This is a genomic window from Pseudomonas sp. TE50-2 (assembly GCF_040813665.1).
Classification (GTDB): Bacteria; Pseudomonadota; Gammaproteobacteria; order Pseudomonadales; family Pseudomonadaceae; genus Aquipseudomonas; species Aquipseudomonas soli.
In genome coordinates this window covers 5,494,033-5,512,005 of the sequence record NZ_JBFNXN010000001.1, presented here as the reverse complement: position 1 = coordinate 5,512,005, position 17,973 = coordinate 5,494,033, and the positions used below count along the sequence as shown (strand labels likewise).

At 66.4% G+C, this 17,973-nt stretch carries 14 protein-coding genes; 9 read left to right on the top strand and 5 right to left on the bottom strand.

Annotated features, from left to right (window positions below; translation table 11 throughout):
• Window positions 1-20 precede the first annotated feature (20 nt).
• Complete coding sequence (locus AAHK21_RS25035) at window positions 21-902, top strand: LysR family transcriptional regulator (protein ID WP_046855264.1); 882 nt, start codon at window positions 21-23, stop codon at window positions 900-902.
• A gap of 5 nt (window positions 903-907) precedes the next feature.
• Here the strand turns inward: AAHK21_RS25035 and AAHK21_RS25030 are convergent, their stop codons facing one another.
• Window positions 908-1,705 carry a LuxR C-terminal-related transcriptional regulator gene (locus tag AAHK21_RS25030; RefSeq protein WP_367858690.1) on the bottom strand — a complete coding sequence of 266 codons (798 nt, stop codon included), beginning with the start codon at window positions 1,703-1,705 and terminating at the stop codon, window positions 908-910.
• Window positions 1,706-1,886: 181 nt separating this feature from the next.
• Here AAHK21_RS25030 and AAHK21_RS25025 point away from each other — a divergent pair, with 181 nt between their 5' ends.
• Window positions 1,887-3,251 (top strand): APC family permease, encoded by a 1,365-nt coding sequence (locus AAHK21_RS25025; RefSeq protein ID WP_046855266.1) that lies wholly within the window; start codon window positions 1,887-1,889, stop codon window positions 3,249-3,251.
• 17 nt (window positions 3,252-3,268) lie between these two features.
• Complete coding sequence (locus AAHK21_RS25020) at window positions 3,269-4,378, top strand: P1 family peptidase (RefSeq protein ID WP_367858689.1); 1,110 nt, start codon at window positions 3,269-3,271, stop codon at window positions 4,376-4,378.
• 45 nt (window positions 4,379-4,423) lie between these two features.
• On the opposite strand, the gene AAHK21_RS25015 is transcribed toward AAHK21_RS25020, so the two are convergent.
• Window positions 4,424-5,755, bottom strand: a complete 1,332-nt coding sequence (locus tag AAHK21_RS25015; RefSeq protein ID WP_367858688.1) for an MFS transporter — start codon at window positions 5,753-5,755, stop codon at window positions 4,424-4,426.
• 158 nt (window positions 5,756-5,913) lie between these two features.
• Between AAHK21_RS25015 and AAHK21_RS25010 the strand changes: the two genes are divergently transcribed.
• The 6 genes from AAHK21_RS25010 (at window position 5,914) to AAHK21_RS24985 (ending at window position 12,636) form a co-directional block, all read left to right on the top strand.
• Window positions 5,914-7,011: a sugar diacid recognition domain-containing protein gene (locus AAHK21_RS25010; RefSeq protein ID WP_367858687.1), complete on the top strand. Its 1,098-nt coding sequence runs from the start codon at window positions 5,914-5,916 to the stop codon at window positions 7,009-7,011.
• A 111-nt stretch (window positions 7,012-7,122) separates the two neighbouring features.
• Window positions 7,123-8,262, top strand: a complete 1,140-nt coding sequence (locus AAHK21_RS25005; protein WP_367858686.1) for a glycerate kinase — start codon at window positions 7,123-7,125, stop codon at window positions 8,260-8,262.
• A gap of 302 nt (window positions 8,263-8,564) precedes the next feature.
• Window positions 8,565-9,038 carry a MarR family winged helix-turn-helix transcriptional regulator gene (locus AAHK21_RS25000; RefSeq protein ID WP_367858685.1) on the top strand — a complete coding sequence of 158 codons (474 nt, stop codon included), beginning with the start codon at window positions 8,565-8,567 and terminating at the stop codon, window positions 9,036-9,038.
• A gap of 30 nt (window positions 9,039-9,068) precedes the next feature.
• The gene (locus AAHK21_RS24995) at window positions 9,069-10,262 is read left to right on the top strand and encodes an HlyD family efflux transporter periplasmic adaptor subunit (RefSeq protein WP_367858684.1); all 1,194 of its coding nucleotides are present in this window, start codon (window positions 9,069-9,071) and stop codon (window positions 10,260-10,262) included.
• Window positions 10,259-11,794, top strand: a complete 1,536-nt coding sequence (locus AAHK21_RS24990) for a DHA2 family efflux MFS transporter permease subunit (RefSeq protein ID WP_046855272.1) — start codon at window positions 10,259-10,261, stop codon at window positions 11,792-11,794. Before AAHK21_RS24995 ends, AAHK21_RS24990 begins: the two co-directional genes overlap by 4 nt.
• A gap of 95 nt (window positions 11,795-11,889) precedes the next feature.
• Window positions 11,890-12,636 (top strand): SDR family oxidoreductase, encoded by a 747-nt coding sequence (locus AAHK21_RS24985; protein ID WP_367858683.1) that lies wholly within the window; start codon window positions 11,890-11,892, stop codon window positions 12,634-12,636.
• 6 nt (window positions 12,637-12,642) lie between these two features.
• On the opposite strand, the gene AAHK21_RS24980 is transcribed toward AAHK21_RS24985, so the two are convergent.
• The 3 genes from AAHK21_RS24980 to ccoG all read right to left on the bottom strand — a co-directional run bounded on the left by AAHK21_RS24980 (window position 12,643) and on the right by ccoG (window position 17,602).
• Window positions 12,643-14,685: a PAS domain-containing protein gene (locus AAHK21_RS24980; protein ID WP_367858682.1), complete on the bottom strand. Its 2,043-nt coding sequence runs from the start codon at window positions 14,683-14,685 to the stop codon at window positions 12,643-12,645.
• Window positions 14,686-14,746: 61 nt separating this feature from the next.
• A complete protein-coding gene (gene mapR, locus AAHK21_RS24975) occupies window positions 14,747-16,156 on the bottom strand; it encodes a GntR family transcriptional regulator MpaR (protein WP_367858681.1) in 1,410 nt (469 codons plus the stop codon).
• A gap of 39 nt (window positions 16,157-16,195) precedes the next feature.
• Window positions 16,196-17,602 (bottom strand): cytochrome c oxidase accessory protein CcoG, encoded by a 1,407-nt coding sequence (gene ccoG, locus AAHK21_RS24970; RefSeq protein WP_046855276.1) that lies wholly within the window; start codon window positions 17,600-17,602, stop codon window positions 16,196-16,198.
• Between the last annotated feature and the right edge of the window lie 371 nt (window positions 17,603-17,973).

The window sequence follows — 17,973 nt, the reverse complement described above, 5'->3', positions numbered from 1 at the left end:
AGCCGCTCTTGCGAGACCCCATGCGAGAAATCAGCCTCGACCGCTTGCGCACCCTGGTGGTGATCGCCGACTGCGCGTCCTTCGCGCAGGCCGCCCGCCAGCTCAACCTGGCGCCTCCGACCATCAGCCTGCATGTGGCCGAACTGGAGGCGCGCATCGGTGCCCCATTGCTCACCCGCACGCGCGGCCAGGTTCGCCCCACGACCATCGGCGCGACGCTGCTGGCCCGCGCCCGGCGCCTGCTGGCCGATGCCGACCAGGCGCTGGACGAGGTGCGCCGCCAGGTCGAGGGCCTGACCGGCCGGGTGCGCCTCGGTGCCTCGACCGGCGCCATCGCCCACCTGTTGCCCCAGGCCCTGGAAACCCTGCGGGTGGATCATCCGGGGATCGACGTGCAGGTGCAGGTGCTCACCTCCCAGGCCTCCCTGGCGCGTCTGCGCGAAGGTACCCTGGACATCGGCCTGGTGGCGCTGCCGCAGGTGGCGGGCAAGGGCTTGAGGATCACGCCGTGGCGGCGCGATCCGATCATGGCCTATGTGCCCGCCGACTGGCAGCCTCCGGCGCGAGTCACCCCGGCCTGGCTGGCCGGCAGGGCGCTGATCCTCAACGACAGCACCACCCAGTTGTCGCGGGTGACTTCGGAGTGGTTTGCCACGGCGGGGCTGTACCCCGAACCGCGGATCGAGCTGAACTACAACGATGCGATCAAGAGCCTGGTGGCCGCCGGGTATGGCGCCACCTTGCTGCCGCAGGAAGGTGAGGTGCGCCAGCCGCAGGCGCGCATCGCCCAACGGCCATTGCGACCTGGCTTGTGGCGCCAGCTGGGCATTGCCTGCCGTGAAGGTGAGGTGGAGCGGGCGACCGGGCATGTGCTGGAGGCCCTGGGGCGGTTGCGCCAGTGACAGGCTCAAGGGTCCTGCGGATCGTGCCCCAGCGATTGCAGAAACAATGAGAACAGCTCCGGTTGCGACGAGATGTCCAGCTTGGCGTACAGATGCCGACGGTGCACCTTTATGGTCTCCGGTGAAATGGCCAGCCGCTCGGCCATGGCCTTCGATGAATAACCGCGCAGGATAAGCCGGGCGATCTCCAGCTCGCGCTCCGACAGCACCTTGGCGCCGAACAGGCTCATGGCGTCGCGCACCTGGTGGGCCATGCCCGCCACTGGCGCCGGGCGCAAGCTGTGCTGCTGCCAGTGCTGGGTCATCAGTGCGACCACCCACGGACACACCAGCGCCAGCAGGCCGTGGCTGGCGCTGTCGAACCGTTCGCGCCGGCCCAGCGACAGGGACAGGGCGCCGCTGTCGCCGAGCTGGACGATGAACTGCACCTCGTCCTCCAGGACATGGTCGTGAAAGTACTTGAGGTAGTACTCGCTCTGGCGGAACTGGTCCGGCGCCACTTCCTCCAGACGATGCAGGCCATCGCCGATGCGCTCCTGGCAGGCCTGGTAGAACGGGTCGAGCTGATACAGGCCACTCAGGTACAGGGCCATGGCCTCGGGGTTGCCTTCACCCCGCGCGTCGAAAATTTCCAGTGCCCGGGGCAGCCCGGTACGGGGGTAGACCATCGCCAGGGCGTTGTCGAACGCCAGCCATTGCTGCAGCAGCAGGATCAACTGGCGCCAGAAGCGCGGCTGGCCGATCTGCTCGACGGTGCGGGCCAGGCCGGCGTGGGCGCTGGCTTCGGTGAATAGATGGTGCATGAGGCCCGCCGCGGCTGGTGGTAGGCCCGCAGTGTTCAGAGCTTTGCACCGCCCCGTCAAGGGGCGTACCCCCTAAGGGTAATTGGCCAAAGGCTTGCCCAGGCCTACAGTCCGGCCCAGGTCCAGCGGCCGCGCGACCGGTTTTCCCCTCACAACCAATAACAATCAGAGGAAAAACGCCATGAGCTCCAGCGAAGAGCCCGCAAGCGCGCTCAAACAGCGCCTGGGTGTGTTCGACGTGGTCGCCATCACCGTTTCCGCGGTGACCCCGGCCAGCTCCGTGTTCGTCATTGCCCCGTTCGCTATCCAGCAGGCCGGCAGTGGTGCTTTCCTGTCGTTCATCATGGCCGGTGCGCTGGCGTTGATGTTCGCCTGGTGCTACGCCGAACTGGGGCGCGCCCACAGCTCCGCCGGTGGCGAGTATGTGTACGCCAAGCGTGTGTTCGGCGGGCTGGCGGGCTATGCCACTTTCCTCACGGTGCTGGCCTCGATGCTGTTCATTCCGCCGGTGCTCGCAGGTGGCGCCGCCACCTACCTGAACAATGCCCTGGGCACGCGTTTCGATACCCAGACCGTGGCCTTGGTGATCGTGGTGTCGAGCTATGCCCTGGGTATCCTCAATATCCGCCTGAATGCCTGGATCACCGGAGTTTTCCTGTTCTGCGAGGTCGCCGCGCTGCTGGTGATCGTGATCCTGGGGTTCGGCAATGCCAGCCAGCCGGCGGCAAGCCTGTTGCAGCCGCAGATGCTCGAGCAAGGGGCGCTGACGGCGGCGCCCTGGGCACTGGTGCTGGGCGCGGTGGGCATGGCGCTGTTCGCCTTCAATGGTTATGGTGGCGCGGTGCTGCTGGCTGAAGACATGAAGGACCGTGGGCGCACCGTGCACCGGGCGGTGCTGTGGTCGCTGGCGGTGGTGGTGGCCATCGAGGTGATCCCGTTGGCCGCGCTGTTGATCGGCGCGCCGTCGCTGCAGGCGATGCTGGCCAGCGGCGATCCGATCGGCTACCTGCTGACCGCCCATGGCAACGAGACCCTGGCGCGGCTGGTCAGCGCGGGGATCTTCCTCTCGGTGTTCAATGCCATCGTGGCCATCGTCATCCAGGTCGGCCGGGTGGTGTACAGCAGCGGGCGCGACGCGATCTGGACGCCCACGCTCAACCGCGCCTTCACCCTGATCCATCCGCGCTGGGAGTCGCCGTGGCTGGCCACGCTGTTCCTCGCCGTGCCGTCGGCCTTGCTGAGCCTGTCCGGCAGCCTGGAGGAGCTGACCTCGTTCACCGTGCTGCTGTTGCTGCTGATCTACCTGGTGGTGGCCGCATGCGCGTTGTGCAGCCGGGTATTGCGCCGTGACCGCGAGCATCCGTACCGCATGCCGCTGTGGCCGTTGCCGGCGCTGCTGGCGGTCAGCGGTGCCGGCTGGCTGCTGGTGACCCTGCTGCGCGAGGCGTCCCTGCGCGACCTGTTGATCATCCTCGGGCTGCTGGCCGTGTCGGTCACGCTGTACAGCACCCACGGCCGGCTGAGCCCGACCTTCCAGAAATTGTGAGTATCCAAGGAGTACACATGCGTGCGCGTCAACTGGGCATCTCCCTCGGCCACGGCACCCCGGGCCCGTTCAATGCCATCACCGACGTACCAGGGGTGCGGGTCGGCCACAGCACCCTGATCGACGATCAACGCGCGGTGCCGATCCGCACCGGAGTGACGCTGATCGAGCCCCGCGCAGGCGCGGCCCGCCAGCAACCCTGTTTCGCCGGCTGTCACGTGCTCAACGGCAACGGCGACGCCACGGGCCTGGAGTGGATCCGCGAGGCCGGCTTGCTGACCACGCCGATCGCCATTACCAACACCCATAGCGTCGGCGTGGTGCGCGATGCGCTGATCGCCGCCGATCGCGAGCGCCTGCCGGACGAGGCGGTGTACTGGTGCATGCCGGTGGTCATGGAAACCTACGATGGCTTGCTCAATGACATCTGGGGCCAGCACGTGACCCCCGCGCAGGTACGCCAGGCACAGGAGGCGGCCATCTCGGGGCCGGTGCAGGAAGGGCCGGTGGGCGGTGGCACGGGGATGATCTGCCACGAGTTCAAGGGCGGCATCGGCACTGCCTCGCGGCGCCTGGAGGACGGGCAGGGCGGCTGGACCGTCGGCGCGCTGGTCCAGGCCAACCATGGCCAGCGGCGCGAGTTGCGGGTGGACGGCTACCCGGTGGGGCGCCAGCTGGGGCATTTGCCGTCGCCTTTCGCCGAACCGGTGACCGGCACCCCGGGCATGGGTTCGATCGTGGTGGTGATCGCCACCGATGCGCCGCTGCTGCCACACCAGTGCCAGCGCCTGGCCCAGCGCGCGTCGATCGGCATCGCCCGCACTGGTGGCGGCACCGAGGACTCCAGCGGCGATATCTTCCTGGCGTTCTCCACCGGTAACCAGAATCTGCCGCCGGCGGACTATGCACGCAAAGGGCTGGAACAATGCACCGAGCTGCGCATGCTCAACAACGACCATATTTCGGCGTTGTTCATGGCGGCGGCGGAAGTGGTGGAGGAGGCGATCGTCAATGCCTTGCTGGCGGGGCGCACGATGCAGGGCAAGGGGGACGTGGTGGTGCCGGCGCTGGATGGGGATACCTTGCTGACGGCATTGCATGAAGCTGGTTGGAAACCTCGCGACTAGCGTGGTGGCCATCGCGGGGCAAGCCCGCGATGGCCTCGTTGACACTTACTGGCGAGCGCCTGCCAGGGCGCTGCTGGTGCTGCGCGAAACGCGCAAGGCCACCAGGCTACCGACCACGATCAACCCTGCCAGCGCATACAGCGCCGCATCGGTCGAGCCGGTCTGGTCCTTGATGAAACCCACCAGGTAGGGGCTGAGGAAGCCGGCCATCTGCCCCACCGAGTTGATGATCGCCAGGCCCGCCACGGCGGTGCCGGCGGTGAGCAGCGCGGTCGGCATCGGCCAGAACATCGGCAGGCCGGTCAGCGCACCCATGGTGGCGATGGACAGGCCGAGGATGGCGATGGTCGGGTGGGCGGCGAAGTTCACCGCGATCAGCAGGCCCAGCGCCCCCATCAGCATCGGTACCACGAGGTGCCAGCGGCGTTCGTTGCGCAGGTCCGCCGAGCGGCCGACGACAATCATGAACACACCGGCCAGCAGGTACGGGATGGCGCTCAGCCAGCCGATCAGCAGGGGGCTGTCGAAGCCCATGTTCTTGATGATCGACGGTAGCCAGAAGTTGATGGCATAGACACCGCTCTGGATGCAGAAGTAGACGAAACCGAAGGTCCAGATCAGCGGGTTGCCCAGCACCGACAGCACGCTGTCGCCGCGAGTGGCCGGCTTGCCGGCGGCGTCGGCTTTCAGGTCCGCCTCGATCAGTTGGCGTTCGGCCGGGCTCAGCCAGCGGGCGCTCTGGTAGCCGTCGCTGAGCAGCACGATGGCCAGCGCTCCCAGCGCCACGGTGGGCAAGCCCTGGATCAGGAACATCCACTGCCAGCCGGCCAGGCCGTGCTGGCCGGCGGCGAAGTGGTCGAGGATCCAGCCGGAGAACGGCCCGCCCAGCAGCCCGGACACCGGGATCGCCGACATGAACAGGGCCATGATGCGGCCGCGACGGTCCGCCGGGAACCAGCGCGAGAGGTAAAGCACCACGCCTGGGAAGAAGCCCGCCTCGGCGGCGCCAGTGAGCAGGCGCAGGGTGTAGAACTCGGTGGGGGTGGTGACGAACAGCAGGCAGGTGGACAGGCTGCCCCAGGCGATCATCATCAGCGCGATCCAGCGCCGCGGCCCGAAGCGGTTGAGCGCCAGGTTGCTGGGCAGGCCGCAGAGCACGTAGCCGATGAAGAAGATGCCGGCGCCGAGGCCGTACACGGTTTCGCTGAATTTCAGTGCATCGAGCATCTGCAGCTTGGCGAAGCCGACGTTGACGCGGTCGAGGTAGTTGAACAGGTAGCAGATGAAAATGAACGGGATGAGCCGCAGGGTGATGCGCCGGTAGAGCGCATTGCGGGTGATCTCGTTGCCTTGGTCAGGGGCGGGGCTGTGTGCCATGATCGGGTTCTCTGTTGTTATGGTTGTCACCGCGTCGCCTGTGCCGGCGCTCGCCTGGAAAAGTCTCGGGCAGTGTAGCGCGGCTGTCTTTGTGCTTTTGCACAGCGTCAGGCGCGGGCTGCTGTGCCGCCGACCAAAGCCTAGGTGAGGACCGTTACATGTTTGAGCTGGACCACGACCTGGCCCAGGACATCGTCGACCGGGCGATGGCCATCCTGCCGTGCAACGTCAACGTGATGGACAGCCAGGGGCTGATCCTGGGCAGTGGCGAGGCCGAGCGTATCAATACCCGCCACGAAGGCGCGCAGCTGGTGCTGGCCAATGGGCGCATCGTCGAGCTGGACGTGGAGGCGGCCAAGTGCCTCAAGGGCGTGCAGCCCGGCGTCAACCTGCCATTGATGCTCGATGGTCGGCTGATCGGTGTGCTCGGCCTCACCGGCGATCCTCAGCAACTGCGCACCTACGGCGAGCTGGTGCGCATGACCGCCGAGATGCTCCTGGCCCAACGCCACCTGCAGGTGGAGCAGCAGTGGCGCCGCCAGCGTTGCGACGACCTGCTGGCGCTGTTGCTGGGCGGCAGCGGCGACTCGCCGCGGCTGGTCGATGAAGCCCGGCAGCTGGGGCTCAAACCGAACCTGCCACGTATTGCCTGCCTGTTCGAGTTGCGTGGCGGCCCGACTGCCGAGGCGCTTTCGGCCTGGCTGATGAGCCGCTATCCCGACAGCTGGTGTGTCAGCCCTGCGCGGCAGTCGCTGCTATGGTGCCGGCCAGCTGGCGTGCCGCTGGACGAGCCGCGTCTGCTCGAACGCTTGCAGCGCCACGGCTGGGACGTGGAGCGCCTGGCCTTGGGCAGCCCGGCGCAGAGCTTGGAGCAACTGCGCCGCAGTTACCGGCGGGTGCGCGACCTGTTGGCCTACGGTCGTGAGGTGCTGCCCGACGAGCGCCTGCTGAGCCTGGCCCGCTATCGCCTGCCGGCGCTGCTGTGGCGGCATCGCAACGACGATGCACTGGACGAGCTGCTCGAACCCTTGCAGCGTATTCGCGCCAAGGATGCCAGCGGGCAATTGCTGCTCACCCTGCGCGCCTGGTGCGCCCATGACGGGCAGAGCCAGGCCTGCGCCGAGGCGCTGGGGATCCACCGCAACAGTTTGCGCTACCGGCTGGAGCGCATTGCCGAGGTGGGGGAGGTGGACCCGTTGCGCATGGAGGGGATGCTGAGCTTGTACCTGGGGTTGCAGCTGTTGCCGGTGGAGTGACGGCTGGCAAAGGCATTCGCCCAAACAACCGCCCCTGGGTTTTGTGCATCCGACCGAGGCCAGTGCGCCGCGCACCTGTCAGCATGCGCGGAACAGGACAGGAGAATCCCCATGAAAATCGTCATCGCCCCCGATTCGTTCAAGGATAGCCTCGACGCCGCTGGTGTCGCCCGCGCCATCGCCAGCGGTCTGGCCGAAGTGTGGCCGGCCAGCGAGCGCATCGAATGCCCGATGGCCGATGGCGGTGAAGGCACCATGGAGGCAATTGTCGCCGCCAGCCGGGGCGAGCTGCGCCGTCAGGTGGTGCGCGGCCCGCTGGGCGAGCCCGCCGAGGCTGCTTGGGGCTGGCTGGCCGAGAGTCGCACGGCAGTGATCGAGATGGCCCAGGCCAGTGGCATCCAGTTGGTGCCCAGCGGGCAGCGCGATGCTTGTCGCAGCAGCACCTGGGGCACCGGCGAGCTGATCGCCGCGGCGCTGGCGGCCGGCGCCTCGCGCATTGTCCTGGCCATCGGCGGCAGCGCCACCAACGACGGCGGCAGCGGCATGCTGCGCGCGTTGGGCCTGCGCCTGCTGGACGCCCGAGGCGAGCCGCTGGCCGAAGGCGGGCTGGCCCTGGCGCAGTTGGCGCGCATTGACGCCAGCGGCCTGGACCCGCGCCTGGCGCAGGTGCGAGTGGACGTTGCCGCCGATGTCGATAATCCGCTGTGCGGCGCCAATGGCGCCTCGGCGATCTTCGGCCCGCAGAAGGGTGCCAACCCCGAGCAGGTGCAGGCCCTGGACCAGGCCCTGGCGCACTTCGCCGATCAGTGCGCGGGTGTACTGGGCAAGGATGTGCGTGACGAGCCAGGCAGCGGTGCGGCCGGAGGGATGGGGTTTGCGGCCAAGGCGTTCATGGGCGCGCAGTTCCGCCCGGGGGTCGAGGTGGTCGCCGAGCTGGCCGGGCTCGATGCCCTGGTGCAGGGCGCGGATCTGGTGATTACCGGCGAAGGGCGCTTCGATGCCCAGACCCTGCGCGGCAAGACACCCCTCGGTGTGGCGCGGGTGGCCAAGCGCCACGGCGTGCCGGTGGTGGTGCTGGCGGGCACGCTTGGTGCGGGCTACGAGCAACTGTACGAGCAGGGCATCGATGCGGCCTTCGCCCTGGCCAGCGGGCCGATGAGTCTGGAGCAGGCCTGTGCCGAGGCGGGGGCGTTGCTCAAGGCGCGGGCCGCGGATGTGGCGCGGTTGTGGCAGGTGGCGCGCCAACACTGACGACGTCACAAGACAACCAGGCTCCATGAGGCTGACCCCCTGTAGGCGTAACTGTCTTGTGATACTTGCAAGGGCCTCATCGCTGGCAAGCCAGCTCCCACAGGGACGGTGCTTGCCCGCCAAGCGGGTGCCACCCATCGCGCTGCGCTGCCTCAGGTGGCGCTGCTTGCCTGTTCTCACGCAGCAAAGCGCTGACGCTTTCAGCCCCTCCCAATGAATATTTATTTAGCCTCCTAATCAAAGCTTTGACATTCACTGCCTAAGCAGTAATATTTTCACACAATTACCCGAGCAGGCCGCCGATGTCCCATTTCACCCCGGAAAACTTCCAGACCTGCGCCATCGGCATGCTGCTCGGCCGCGCCGCGCTGCTCAAAGACCGCATCCTCGACTGGCACCTCGAAGCCGACGGCGTCACGGCCGCCCAGTTCAAGGTGCTGATCATCGTCACCCAGTACCAGGTTGATACCCCGGCCGAACTGTGCCGCTACCTGGGCCTGGACAGCGGTTCGATGACCCGCATGCTCGACCGCCTCGAGCAGAAGGGCCTGATCCTGCGCAACCGTTGCCCCGACGACCGCCGCCAGGTGCGCCTGGCCCTGACCGCAGACGGTCAGCGCCTGGCCGACCGTCTGCCCCAGGTCGGCGCGGCGGCAATGAACGAACTGGTCGGCGTGCTGCAGCCCGAGGAGCTCAAGACCCTCGAGCAACTGCTCGCCAAAGTCCTGCTCGGCGCCGGCGACCCTCTGACGATCCGCCGTTTCGGCGACCGTTGATCCCAGTCACGCATTTTCCAAGGTATTGACATGGCCACTCCCGTTGACACCTCCACTCCGGCCCCTGAGCCTGACAACTCGGGCAAGCGCAAGGCCTGGCTGCTCGCTTTGTTGTTGATCCTGATCCTCGCAGGAGTCGGCACCTGGGCCTGGTACAGCCTGGTCGGGCGCTGGCACGAAAGCACTGACGATGCCTACGTCAATGGCAACGTCGTGGAAATCACTCCGCTGGTGGGCGGCACCGTCACCAGCATCGGCGCCGACGACGGCGACCTGGTGCATGCCGGCCAGGTGCTGCTGCGCTTCGATCCGGCCGATAGCGAGGTTGCCCTGCAGGCCGCCGAGGCCAAGCTGGCGCGCACCGTGCGCCAGGTGCGCGGGCTGTACAGCAATGTCGACTCGCTCAAGGCGCAACTGCAGACCCGCCAGGCCGAGCTGCAAAAGGCCCAGCAGGACTACAACCGACGTAAGGTGCTGGCCGACAGCGGTGCCATCGCCGCCGAGGAAGTCGCCCACTCCCGCGATGACCTGACCGTGGCCCAGGCCGCCGTCAACAGTGCCCGCCAGCAACTCAACACCAGCACCGCGCTGGTCGATGACACGGTGGTCTCGTCGCACCCGGAAGTGATGGCCGCCGCCGCCGACCTGCGCCAGGCCTACCTGGACCATGCCCGCACCACGCTGGTGGCGCCGGTCACCGGCTATGTCGCCAAGCGCACCGTGCAACTGGGCCAGCGCCTGCAGCCGGGCACCGCGACCATGGCGGTGATCCCGCTGGACGAGGTGTGGGTCGACGCCAACTTCAAGGAAACCCAACTGCGCGACATGCGCATCGGCCAGCCGGTGGAAATCACCGCCGACCTGTACGGCAGCGAAGTGACCTACTCCGGTACCGTCGACAGCCTCGGCGCCGGCACCGGCAGCGCCTTTGCCCTGTTGCCGGCGCAGAACGCCACCGGCAACTGGATCAAGATCGTCCAGCGGGTACCGGTACGCATCCATCTGGCTCCTGAGCAGCTGAAAAGCCACCCGCTGCGCATCGGCCTGTCCACCGTCGCCGAAGTCGACCTGCACGACCAGAGTGGTCCGGCCCTGGCCCAGCAACCGCCGCAGCAGGCCAGCTATACCACCGAGGTGTACGACCGTCAGTTGGTCGAGGCCGATGACCTGATCGCCCGGCTGATCCACGAGAACAGCGCCACCGGCAAGACGGCCCAGCGATGAGCCAGGCGGCCCCCGCGCAGTTCACCCCGCCGAGCCTGCTGCTGACCACGATCGGGCTGTCCCTGGCGACGTTCATGCAGGTGCTCGACACCACCATCGCCAACGTGGCGTTGCCGACCATTTCCGGCAACCTCGGGGTGAGCTCGGAGCAGGGCACCTGGGTGATCACCTCGTTCGCGGTGAGCAACGCCATTGCCCTGCCACTGACCGGCTGGCTGAGCCGGCGCTTCGGCGAAGTGAAGTTGTTCATCTGGGCCACGCTGCTGTTCGTGCTGGCGTCGTTCCTCTGCGGTATCGCCCAGTCGATGCCCGAGCTGGTGTTCTTCCGGGTGCTCCAGGGCGTGGTGGCCGGCCCGCTGTACCCGATGACCCAGACTCTGCTGATTGCCGTGTACCCACCGGCAAAACGGGGGATGGCCCTGGCGTTGCTGGCGATGGTCACGGTGGTCGCGCCGATTGCCGGGCCGATCCTCGGCGGCTGGATCACCGACAGCTACAGCTGGCCGTGGATCTTCTTCATCAACGTGCCGATCGGCCTGTTCGCCGCCGCCGTGGTGCGCCAGCAGATGCGCACGCGCCCGGTGGTCACCAGCCGCCAGCCCATGGACTACATCGGCCTGCTGACCCTGATTGTCGGTGTCGGTGCCTTGCAGGTGGTGCTGGACAAGGGCAACGACCTGGACTGGTTCGAGTCGTCGTTCATCGTCATCGGCACGCTGATCTCGGTGGTGTTCCTGGCGGTGTTCGTCATCTGGGAGCTGACCGACCGCCACCCGGTGGTCAACCTGCGCCTGTTCGTGCACCGCAACTTCCGCATCGGCACCCTGGTGCTGGTGGGCGGCTACGCGGGGTTCTTCGGCATCAACCTGATCCTGCCGCAATGGCTGCAGACCCAGATGGGCTACACCGCCACCTGGGCGGGCCTGGCGGTGGCGCCGATCGGCCTGTTGCCGGTGCTGATGTCGCCGTTCGTGGGCAAGTACGCGCACCGTTTCGACCTGCGCCTGCTGGCCGGTATCGCCTTCCTGGCGATCGGCACCAGTTGCTACATGCGCGCCGGCTTCACCAATGAGGTGGACTTCCTGCACATCGCCCTGGTGCAGTTGTTCATGGGCATCGGCGTGGCGCTGTTCTTCATGCCGACCTTGAGCATCCTGCTGTCGGACCTGCCGCCGCACCAGATCGCTGACGGTTCGGGGCTGGCGACGTTCCTGCGCACCCTGGGTGGCAGTTTCGCCGCGTCGCTGACCACCTGGATCTGGATTCGCCGGGCCGACCAGCACCATGCCTACCTCAGCGAGCACATCAGCACCTTCGAGCCGGCCACCCGCCAGACCCTGGAACAACTGGGCGGGGCCAGCCCGCAGAACTACGCGAAGCTTGAGCAGATCCTCAACAGCCAGGCGTACATGATGTCGACGGTGGACTACTTCACCTTGCTGACCTGGGTGTTCGCCGGGTTGATCCTGCTGGTGTGGCTGGCCAAGCCACCGTTCACGGCCAAGGCCGCGCCGGCGTCGGCAGGGCATTGAGTCCAAGCTGTGGAGAGATCCGATAAGCCTGCCGTTTTCAAATGATGGCATTTCCCCTAATCTTGTAGGTCTTTTCCGAACTACTTGGCAGGCTCATGGACAAGGTCATCGTCATCACCGGCGCCAGCCGGGGCATCGGCGCCGCCACCGCGTTGCTGGCGGCGCAACAGGGTTACCGCATCTGCATCAACTACCACGCCGATGACCAGGCCGCCGAGGCGATGCTGGCGCAGGTCCGCGCGCTGGGCGCAGAGGCCATCGCCGTGCGCGCCGACGCCAGCGTCGAGGACGAAGTAGTGCGCCTGTTCCAGTGCGTCGACCAGGAGCTCGGGCCGGTCACCGCGCTGGTCAACAACGCCGGCACCATCGGCCAGCAGAGCCGGGTCGAGGAGATGTCCGAGTTTCGCCTGCTCAAGGTGATGAAGACCAATGTGGTCGGTCCGATGCTGTGCGCCAAGCATGCCTTGCTGCGCATGGCCCGGCGCCATGGCGGGCAGGGCGGGGCGATCGTCAATGTGTCGTCGGTGGCCGCGCGCCTCGGCTCGCCCAACGAGTACGTCGACTACGCCGCGTCCAAGGGCGCGCTGGATACCTTCACCCTCGGCCTGTCCAAGGAAGTGGCGGGCGAGGGCGTGCGCGTCAACGGTGTGCGACCAGGGTACATCCACACCGGCTTCCATGCCTTGAGTGGCGATCCGGACCGGGTCGGCAAGCTTGAACCCGGCCTGCCGATGGGCCGGGGCGGCAAGCCCGAGGAAGTGGCCGAGGCAATTATGTGGCTGCTGTCGGACAAGGCTTCCTATTCGACCGGAAGCTTCATCGACCTGGGCGGCGGGCGCTGACCGGGGTCATCCGGTGCTCAACAAATGGGCCACCGCGTCGGTAATGGCCATCAGCTCGAACGGTTTGCGCAGTACCCGCGTACGTGGGGGCAGTTGCCCATCGGCGAGCGCCGCGCTTTCGTCATAACCGGTGATGAACAGTACCGGCAACCCCGGATGCAAGGCACGGCTCGCCTCAGCGACCTGGCGACCATTGAGGCCGCCGGGCAATCCGATATCGCTGATCAACAATTGTGGAACCAGCCCGCCCTCGAGCATAGTCAGCGCCGTGGCACCGTCGCCTGCGCCGTGGACTTCATGCCCGAGTTCCTCCAGCAGCTCACCGATTACCAGGCGTAGCGCGGCCTGGTCCTCGACCAGCAGGATGCGTGCCTGCCCGAGGTGCGCAAGCGGTGTGGCCTGCGGCAGCGCCTGCGGTGGCGCTGGCGCCTCGTGGTGGTGCGGCAGGTAGAGTTCGACCCGCGTACCTTCGCCCATGGCCGAGCGGATCCGCAACTGGCCGCCGGACTGGCGTACGAAGCCGAAAGCCATCGATAGCCCCAGCCCGGTCCCTTGGCCGAGCGGCTTGGTGGTGAAGAACGGGTCGATTGCCCGCTCGATCACCTCCGGCGTCATGCCGCGACCATTGTCCTCGACGTTGAGTTGCAGGTAATCGCCTGCCGGGAGGTCGAGCGCTGCGGCGCTCGTTTCGTCCAGATGGCAGTTCTCGCAGCTGATCTCGATTCGTCCTCCATTGGGCAAGGCGTCGCGGGCATTGATGCACAGATTGAGCAGGGCGCTTTCCAGTTGCGGGGGATCGATGAAGGTTGGCCAGAGCTGTGGTGCGCAAACGACACTGAGATCAATGGCCGGTCCCACGCTACGACGGATCAGCTCCTCCATGTCGAGGACCAGCGCGCCAACTGCGGTGGCCTGTGGCAACAAGGTCTGGCGCCGCGAGAACGCCAGCAGGCGATGCACCAGTGCCGCAGCCCGTCGTGCCGAATCGCTGGCGGTATCGAGCAAGGCAGGAATCTCTTCGTGGCGTGCCTGGCCCAGGCGTTGGCGCATCAGCTCCTGGGCGCCGAGGATGCCACCGAGCAAGTTGTTGAAGTCATGGGCGATGCCGCCGGTAAGCTGGCCGACGGCTTCCATCTTCTGCGCCTGACGCAAGGCCTCCTCGGCTTCGAGCAGGCGCTTTTGCTCGCTGGCCTGACGGCTGATGTCGTAGACGAACAGGTAGGCGCCGACAACACCGCCGTCGGCGTTGCGCAGGGGGTTGAAGCGCAGTTCGAAATGCCGCAGCTGGTTGCCGCGCCCATATTCGATCACTTCGATGAAGCTTTCGCCCGCCAGCGCCCGGTGCCAGAACGCTACCGAACGCTGGTACTCATCGGGGAAACCGTCCAGGCAATCGGCCAGGCGATCACCTGCCTTGATCGTGCGCCCGAAAAGAAACTGGAAATCCTTGACTGCACGGGCATTGACAGCAAGAAAACGTAGCGAGGTGTCCACCACCTGGACGCGCGCCACGCTGTGCTCGACCAGTTCGGCGAACAGGCTACGTTCGGCCAGGGCGTCGGCCACGCGTTGTTCGAGATGGTCGTTGAGCTGTTGCAATGCGGTTTCCGCCCGACGTCGCTCGGTGACGTCCTGGAACAGCACCGCCACCTGATTGCGCTCGGCGGGCTCGACACGGAAGGTGGTCACCGCCAGGATCCTGCCTGTGGCCACCAGCTCCTGTTCGAACTGCAATGGTTGGCCGGTGCGCAATACCTGGCCGTAGCGGGCCACCCAGTCGTCGGCCTCGTCGGGCACCATTTCCCGCAGCTTCTGTCCGACTACATTGGGTATGCCAGCATGGCGGGCGTAGGCGGCGTTGGCGACGACATGAATGTAATCGCTCAGCGGCCCATGGGGGCCGTCGAAGAACTCGATGACGCAGAAGCCCTCGTCCATGGTGTCGAACAGGAAGCGATAAAGGCTGTTGTCGATGTCTTTGCGTTGGGCGAGCTGGCGTTCGAGTTCGGCATTGCGCTGGCGCAATGCGTGGATTTCACGTTCGGGCATGCAGGAGTCCGGAGTCCGGCGTTGGGCGTGAGCCAACTGTATCCTGCATGTCCATCGACGGCTAGAACGAACGCACGATCCGCCCGAGGGTCTCCATGGCCTGCTCTGCGCCGTCACCCCAAGGGCTGCCATAGTTCAGGCGGATACAGTTGCCGAAGCGCCGAGTCGGCGAGAAGATCGGCCCCGGCGCGATGCTGATACCCTGGGCCAGCGCCATGTGGAACAGCTTCAACGCGTCCATCTGCTCGGGCAGTTCCAGCCACAGGAAGTAGCCACCGGAAGGCTGGCTGACCCGGGTCTGCGCCGGAAAGTGACGGGCGATGGCGGCGAGCATGTTGGCCTGCTGGCCCTCCAGCGCGTAGCGCAGCTTGCGCAGGTGGCGATCGTAGCCGCCGTGCTGCAGGTAGTCGGCGATCGCTGCCTGGGCCGGCATTGAGGCGCACAGCGAGGTCATCAGCTTGAGCCGCTCGATCTTCTGCGCAAAGCGCCCCGCCGCGACCCAGCCGATGCGATAACCGGGGGCCAGGCTCTTGGCGAACGAGCCGCAATGCATCACCAGCCCTTCGGTGTCGAAGGCCTTGGCCGGCTTCGGCGCCTGCTGTGAGTAGTACAGCTCGGCGTAGACGTCATCCTCGATCAGCGGCACCTGGTGGCGGCGCAGCAGCTCGACCAGCTCCTGTTTCTTGGCCTCCGGCATGCTCGCGCCCACCGGGTTCTGGAAGTTGGTCATGCACCACACGGCCTTGACCGGGTGTTTTTCCAGGGTCTGGGCCAGCACGTTGAGGTCCATGCCCTCGCGCGGGTGCACCGGGATTTCCACCGCCTTGAGCTTGAGGCGCTCGAGCACCTGCAGGCAGGCATAGAAGGCCGGCGCCTCGATGGCCACCAGGTCGCCGGGCTGGGTCACCGCCTGCAGGCACAGGTTCAACGCTTCCAGCGCGCCGTTGGTGATCAGCAGTTCTTCCATGGGCAGCATCAGCCCGCCGACCATGTAGCGCAGGGCGATCTGCCGGCGCAGTTGCGGGTTGCCGGGTGACAGGTCGGTGACCACCATACGCGGGTCCATGGCCCGGCTGGCGCTGGCCAGCGAACGGGACAGGCGCTGCAGCGGGAACAGGTTCGGGCTGGGGAAGGCCGAGCCGAACGGGACGGTGTGCGGGTCCTTGATCGAGTCGAGGATCGAGAACACCAGGCCGCTCACATCGACATCGGTGGACTCGCTGGCCGGCGCCTGGGGCTGCGGCTCGCAGAACGGCCGCGGCGCGTGGGCGTTGACGAAGTAACCCGAACGCGGCCGCGCGCGGATCAGGCCGCGACGCTCCAGCAGGTAGTAGGCCTGGAACACGGTGGACGGGCTGACCCCGTGGGTCTGGCTGGCGTAACGCACCGAAGGCACCCGCTGGCCGGGGCCTAGCACCCCGGAGCGGATCAGTTCGGCAATGTCGTCGGCAAATCGTTCGTAGCGTTTCATTATGGTTTTGGCAGGCAAGGTAAGGGTCAGTGTAAGGGATCAGCGATTCATCGGCGCGACGAAACGGCTGTGCGCGGTGCTGCGGATACCCGGCTGGTCGCTGTCCTGGATCTCGAAGGTCAGTTCCTGGGAGCTGCTGGTCGGGCGATCGGCAAGCATCGCTACCGACACCGGCAGCTCGCTCATCTCGCCGGAGGCCAGGGTGAACTCGGTACGGCCATGCAGCTCGAAGCCGTCGGCGTCCACCAGGCGCAGGCGATAGTGCTGCGGTTCCTGGGTCTTGTTGATGATCTTGAGCAGGTAGATGTTCTCGATCTGGCCCAGGGCGTTCTCGCGGAACAGGCCACGGTCCTTGATCACGTCCATCGACACCATCGGGCGCATCTGCAGGGCCAGCACCAGGGCGCCGATCATCACCGTCAGCGCGGCGGCGTAGCCGAGCAGGCGAGGGCGCAGCCAGTGGGTCTTGCCACCTTGCAGGTTGTGTTCGGACTTGTAGCCGATCAGGCCACGGGCATAGCCCATCTTGTCCATCACCCCGTCGCAGGCGTCGATGCAGGCGGCGCAGCCGATGCAGGCCATCTGCAGGCCTTCGCGGATATCGATGCCGGTGGGGCACACCTGCACGCACAGGGTGCAGTCGATGCAGTCGCCCAGGCCCTGGCTGCGCGCGTCGCTGCCTTTCTTGCGCGGGCCACGGGCTTCACCGCGGCTGGGGTCGTAGGCCACCGCCAGGGTGTCCTTGTCGAACATCACGCTCTGGAACCGCGCATAGGGGCACATGTGCATGCACACCGCCTCGCGCAGCCAGCCGGCGTTGAGGTAGGTGGCGGCAGTGAAGAACAGCACCCAGAACAAGGCCACGCCACCCAGCTCGAAGGTGAACAGTTCGGCGGCCAGCGGGCGGATCGGCGTGAAGTAGCCGACGAAGGTCAGCCCGGTGAGCACGCCTATGGCCAACCACAGGCCGTGCTTGAGGCCGCGGCGGGCGATCTTCTCCACGCCCCAGGGCGCGGCGGCCAGCTTGATGCGCTGGTTACGGTCGCCCTCGGCGATCTTCTCGCACCACATGAACAGCCAGGTCCAGGTGCTCTGCGGGCAGCTGTAGCCGCACCACACGCGCCCGGCAAACACGGTGATGGCGAACAGGCCGAAGGCGCAGATGATCAGCAGCGCCGACAGCAGGATGAAGTCCTGCGGCCAGAAGGTCGCGCCGAAGATATGGAACTTGCTGTCGGCCAGGTCCCAGAGCACGGCCTGGCGGTCGCCCCATTGCAACCAGGCGGTGCCGAAGAACAGCACGAACAGCAAGCCGGCGAAGGCGATCCGCAGGTTGCGGTAGAAGCCGGTGAAACTGCGTGTATGGATGCCACCGGCCACCTGGCTTTTGCTCTTGTGGGTGGTGGGGGCAACCTCGATGACTCGGAAGGGGATTCTGTCGCTCATGGTTCGTCGCTCATCAGGCCTCGATCAGGCCAGGGCACTATGGCCCGCTATCTGTTTTCAGCACAGGCCCAGGTATCGAGATAAAAACCATATCAGATGACGGGCTTGTTTGTTGAGGCCTTGTATTTCGGGGCATGGCGTACTGGATGGCAGATGCCTGCGGCTATCCACCGCACCTTTGTGGATACGGCTTTGGATGTGGGGGCGAGCCCGCCGCGTGTTGCGCAGTGTTCTCGATGGGGATGGATGAGGGAAGTGTCGAGGCGCTGGTCGTTCGGGAGATACGTAAAGTACTTTAGTGAGACTTCCTGGAGTTTGTTACGACTTTGATGGATATCACTTGTTGCCTGATGCAATGTCCGGTTTGGGTC

Bases quoted from the DNA above. Each gene is read 5' to 3' on its own strand.
- AAHK21_RS25035 (WP_046855264.1), top strand. From the start codon at position 21: ATGCGAGAAATCAGCCTCGACCGCTTGCGCACCCTGGTGGTGATCGCC.
- AAHK21_RS25030 (WP_367858690.1), bottom strand. From the start codon at position 1,705: ATGCACCATCTATTCACCGAAGCCAGCGCCCACGCCGGCCTGGCCCGC.
- AAHK21_RS25025 (WP_046855266.1), top strand. From the start codon at position 1,887: ATGAGCTCCAGCGAAGAGCCCGCAAGCGCGCTCAAACAGCGCCTGGGT.
- AAHK21_RS25020 (WP_367858689.1), top strand. From the start codon at position 3,269: ATGCGTGCGCGTCAACTGGGCATCTCCCTCGGCCACGGCACCCCGGGC.
- AAHK21_RS25015 (WP_367858688.1), bottom strand. From the start codon at position 5,755: ATGGCACACAGCCCCGCCCCTGACCAAGGCAACGAGATCACCCGCAAT.
- AAHK21_RS25010 (WP_367858687.1), top strand. From the start codon at position 5,914: ATGTTTGAGCTGGACCACGACCTGGCCCAGGACATCGTCGACCGGGCG.
- AAHK21_RS25005 (WP_367858686.1), top strand. From the start codon at position 7,123: ATGAAAATCGTCATCGCCCCCGATTCGTTCAAGGATAGCCTCGACGCC.
- AAHK21_RS25000 (WP_367858685.1), top strand. From the start codon at position 8,565: ATGTCCCATTTCACCCCGGAAAACTTCCAGACCTGCGCCATCGGCATG.
- AAHK21_RS24995 (WP_367858684.1), top strand. From the start codon at position 9,069: ATGGCCACTCCCGTTGACACCTCCACTCCGGCCCCTGAGCCTGACAAC.
- AAHK21_RS24990 (WP_046855272.1), top strand. From the start codon at position 10,259: ATGAGCCAGGCGGCCCCCGCGCAGTTCACCCCGCCGAGCCTGCTGCTG.
- AAHK21_RS24985 (WP_367858683.1), top strand. From the start codon at position 11,890: ATGGACAAGGTCATCGTCATCACCGGCGCCAGCCGGGGCATCGGCGCC.
- AAHK21_RS24980 (WP_367858682.1), bottom strand. From the start codon at position 14,685: ATGCCCGAACGTGAAATCCACGCATTGCGCCAGCGCAATGCCGAACTC.
- mapR (WP_367858681.1), bottom strand. From the start codon at position 16,156: ATGAAACGCTACGAACGATTTGCCGACGACATTGCCGAACTGATCCGC.
- ccoG (WP_046855276.1), bottom strand. From the start codon at position 17,602: ATGAGCGACAGAATCCCCTTCCGAGTCATCGAGGTTGCCCCCACCACC.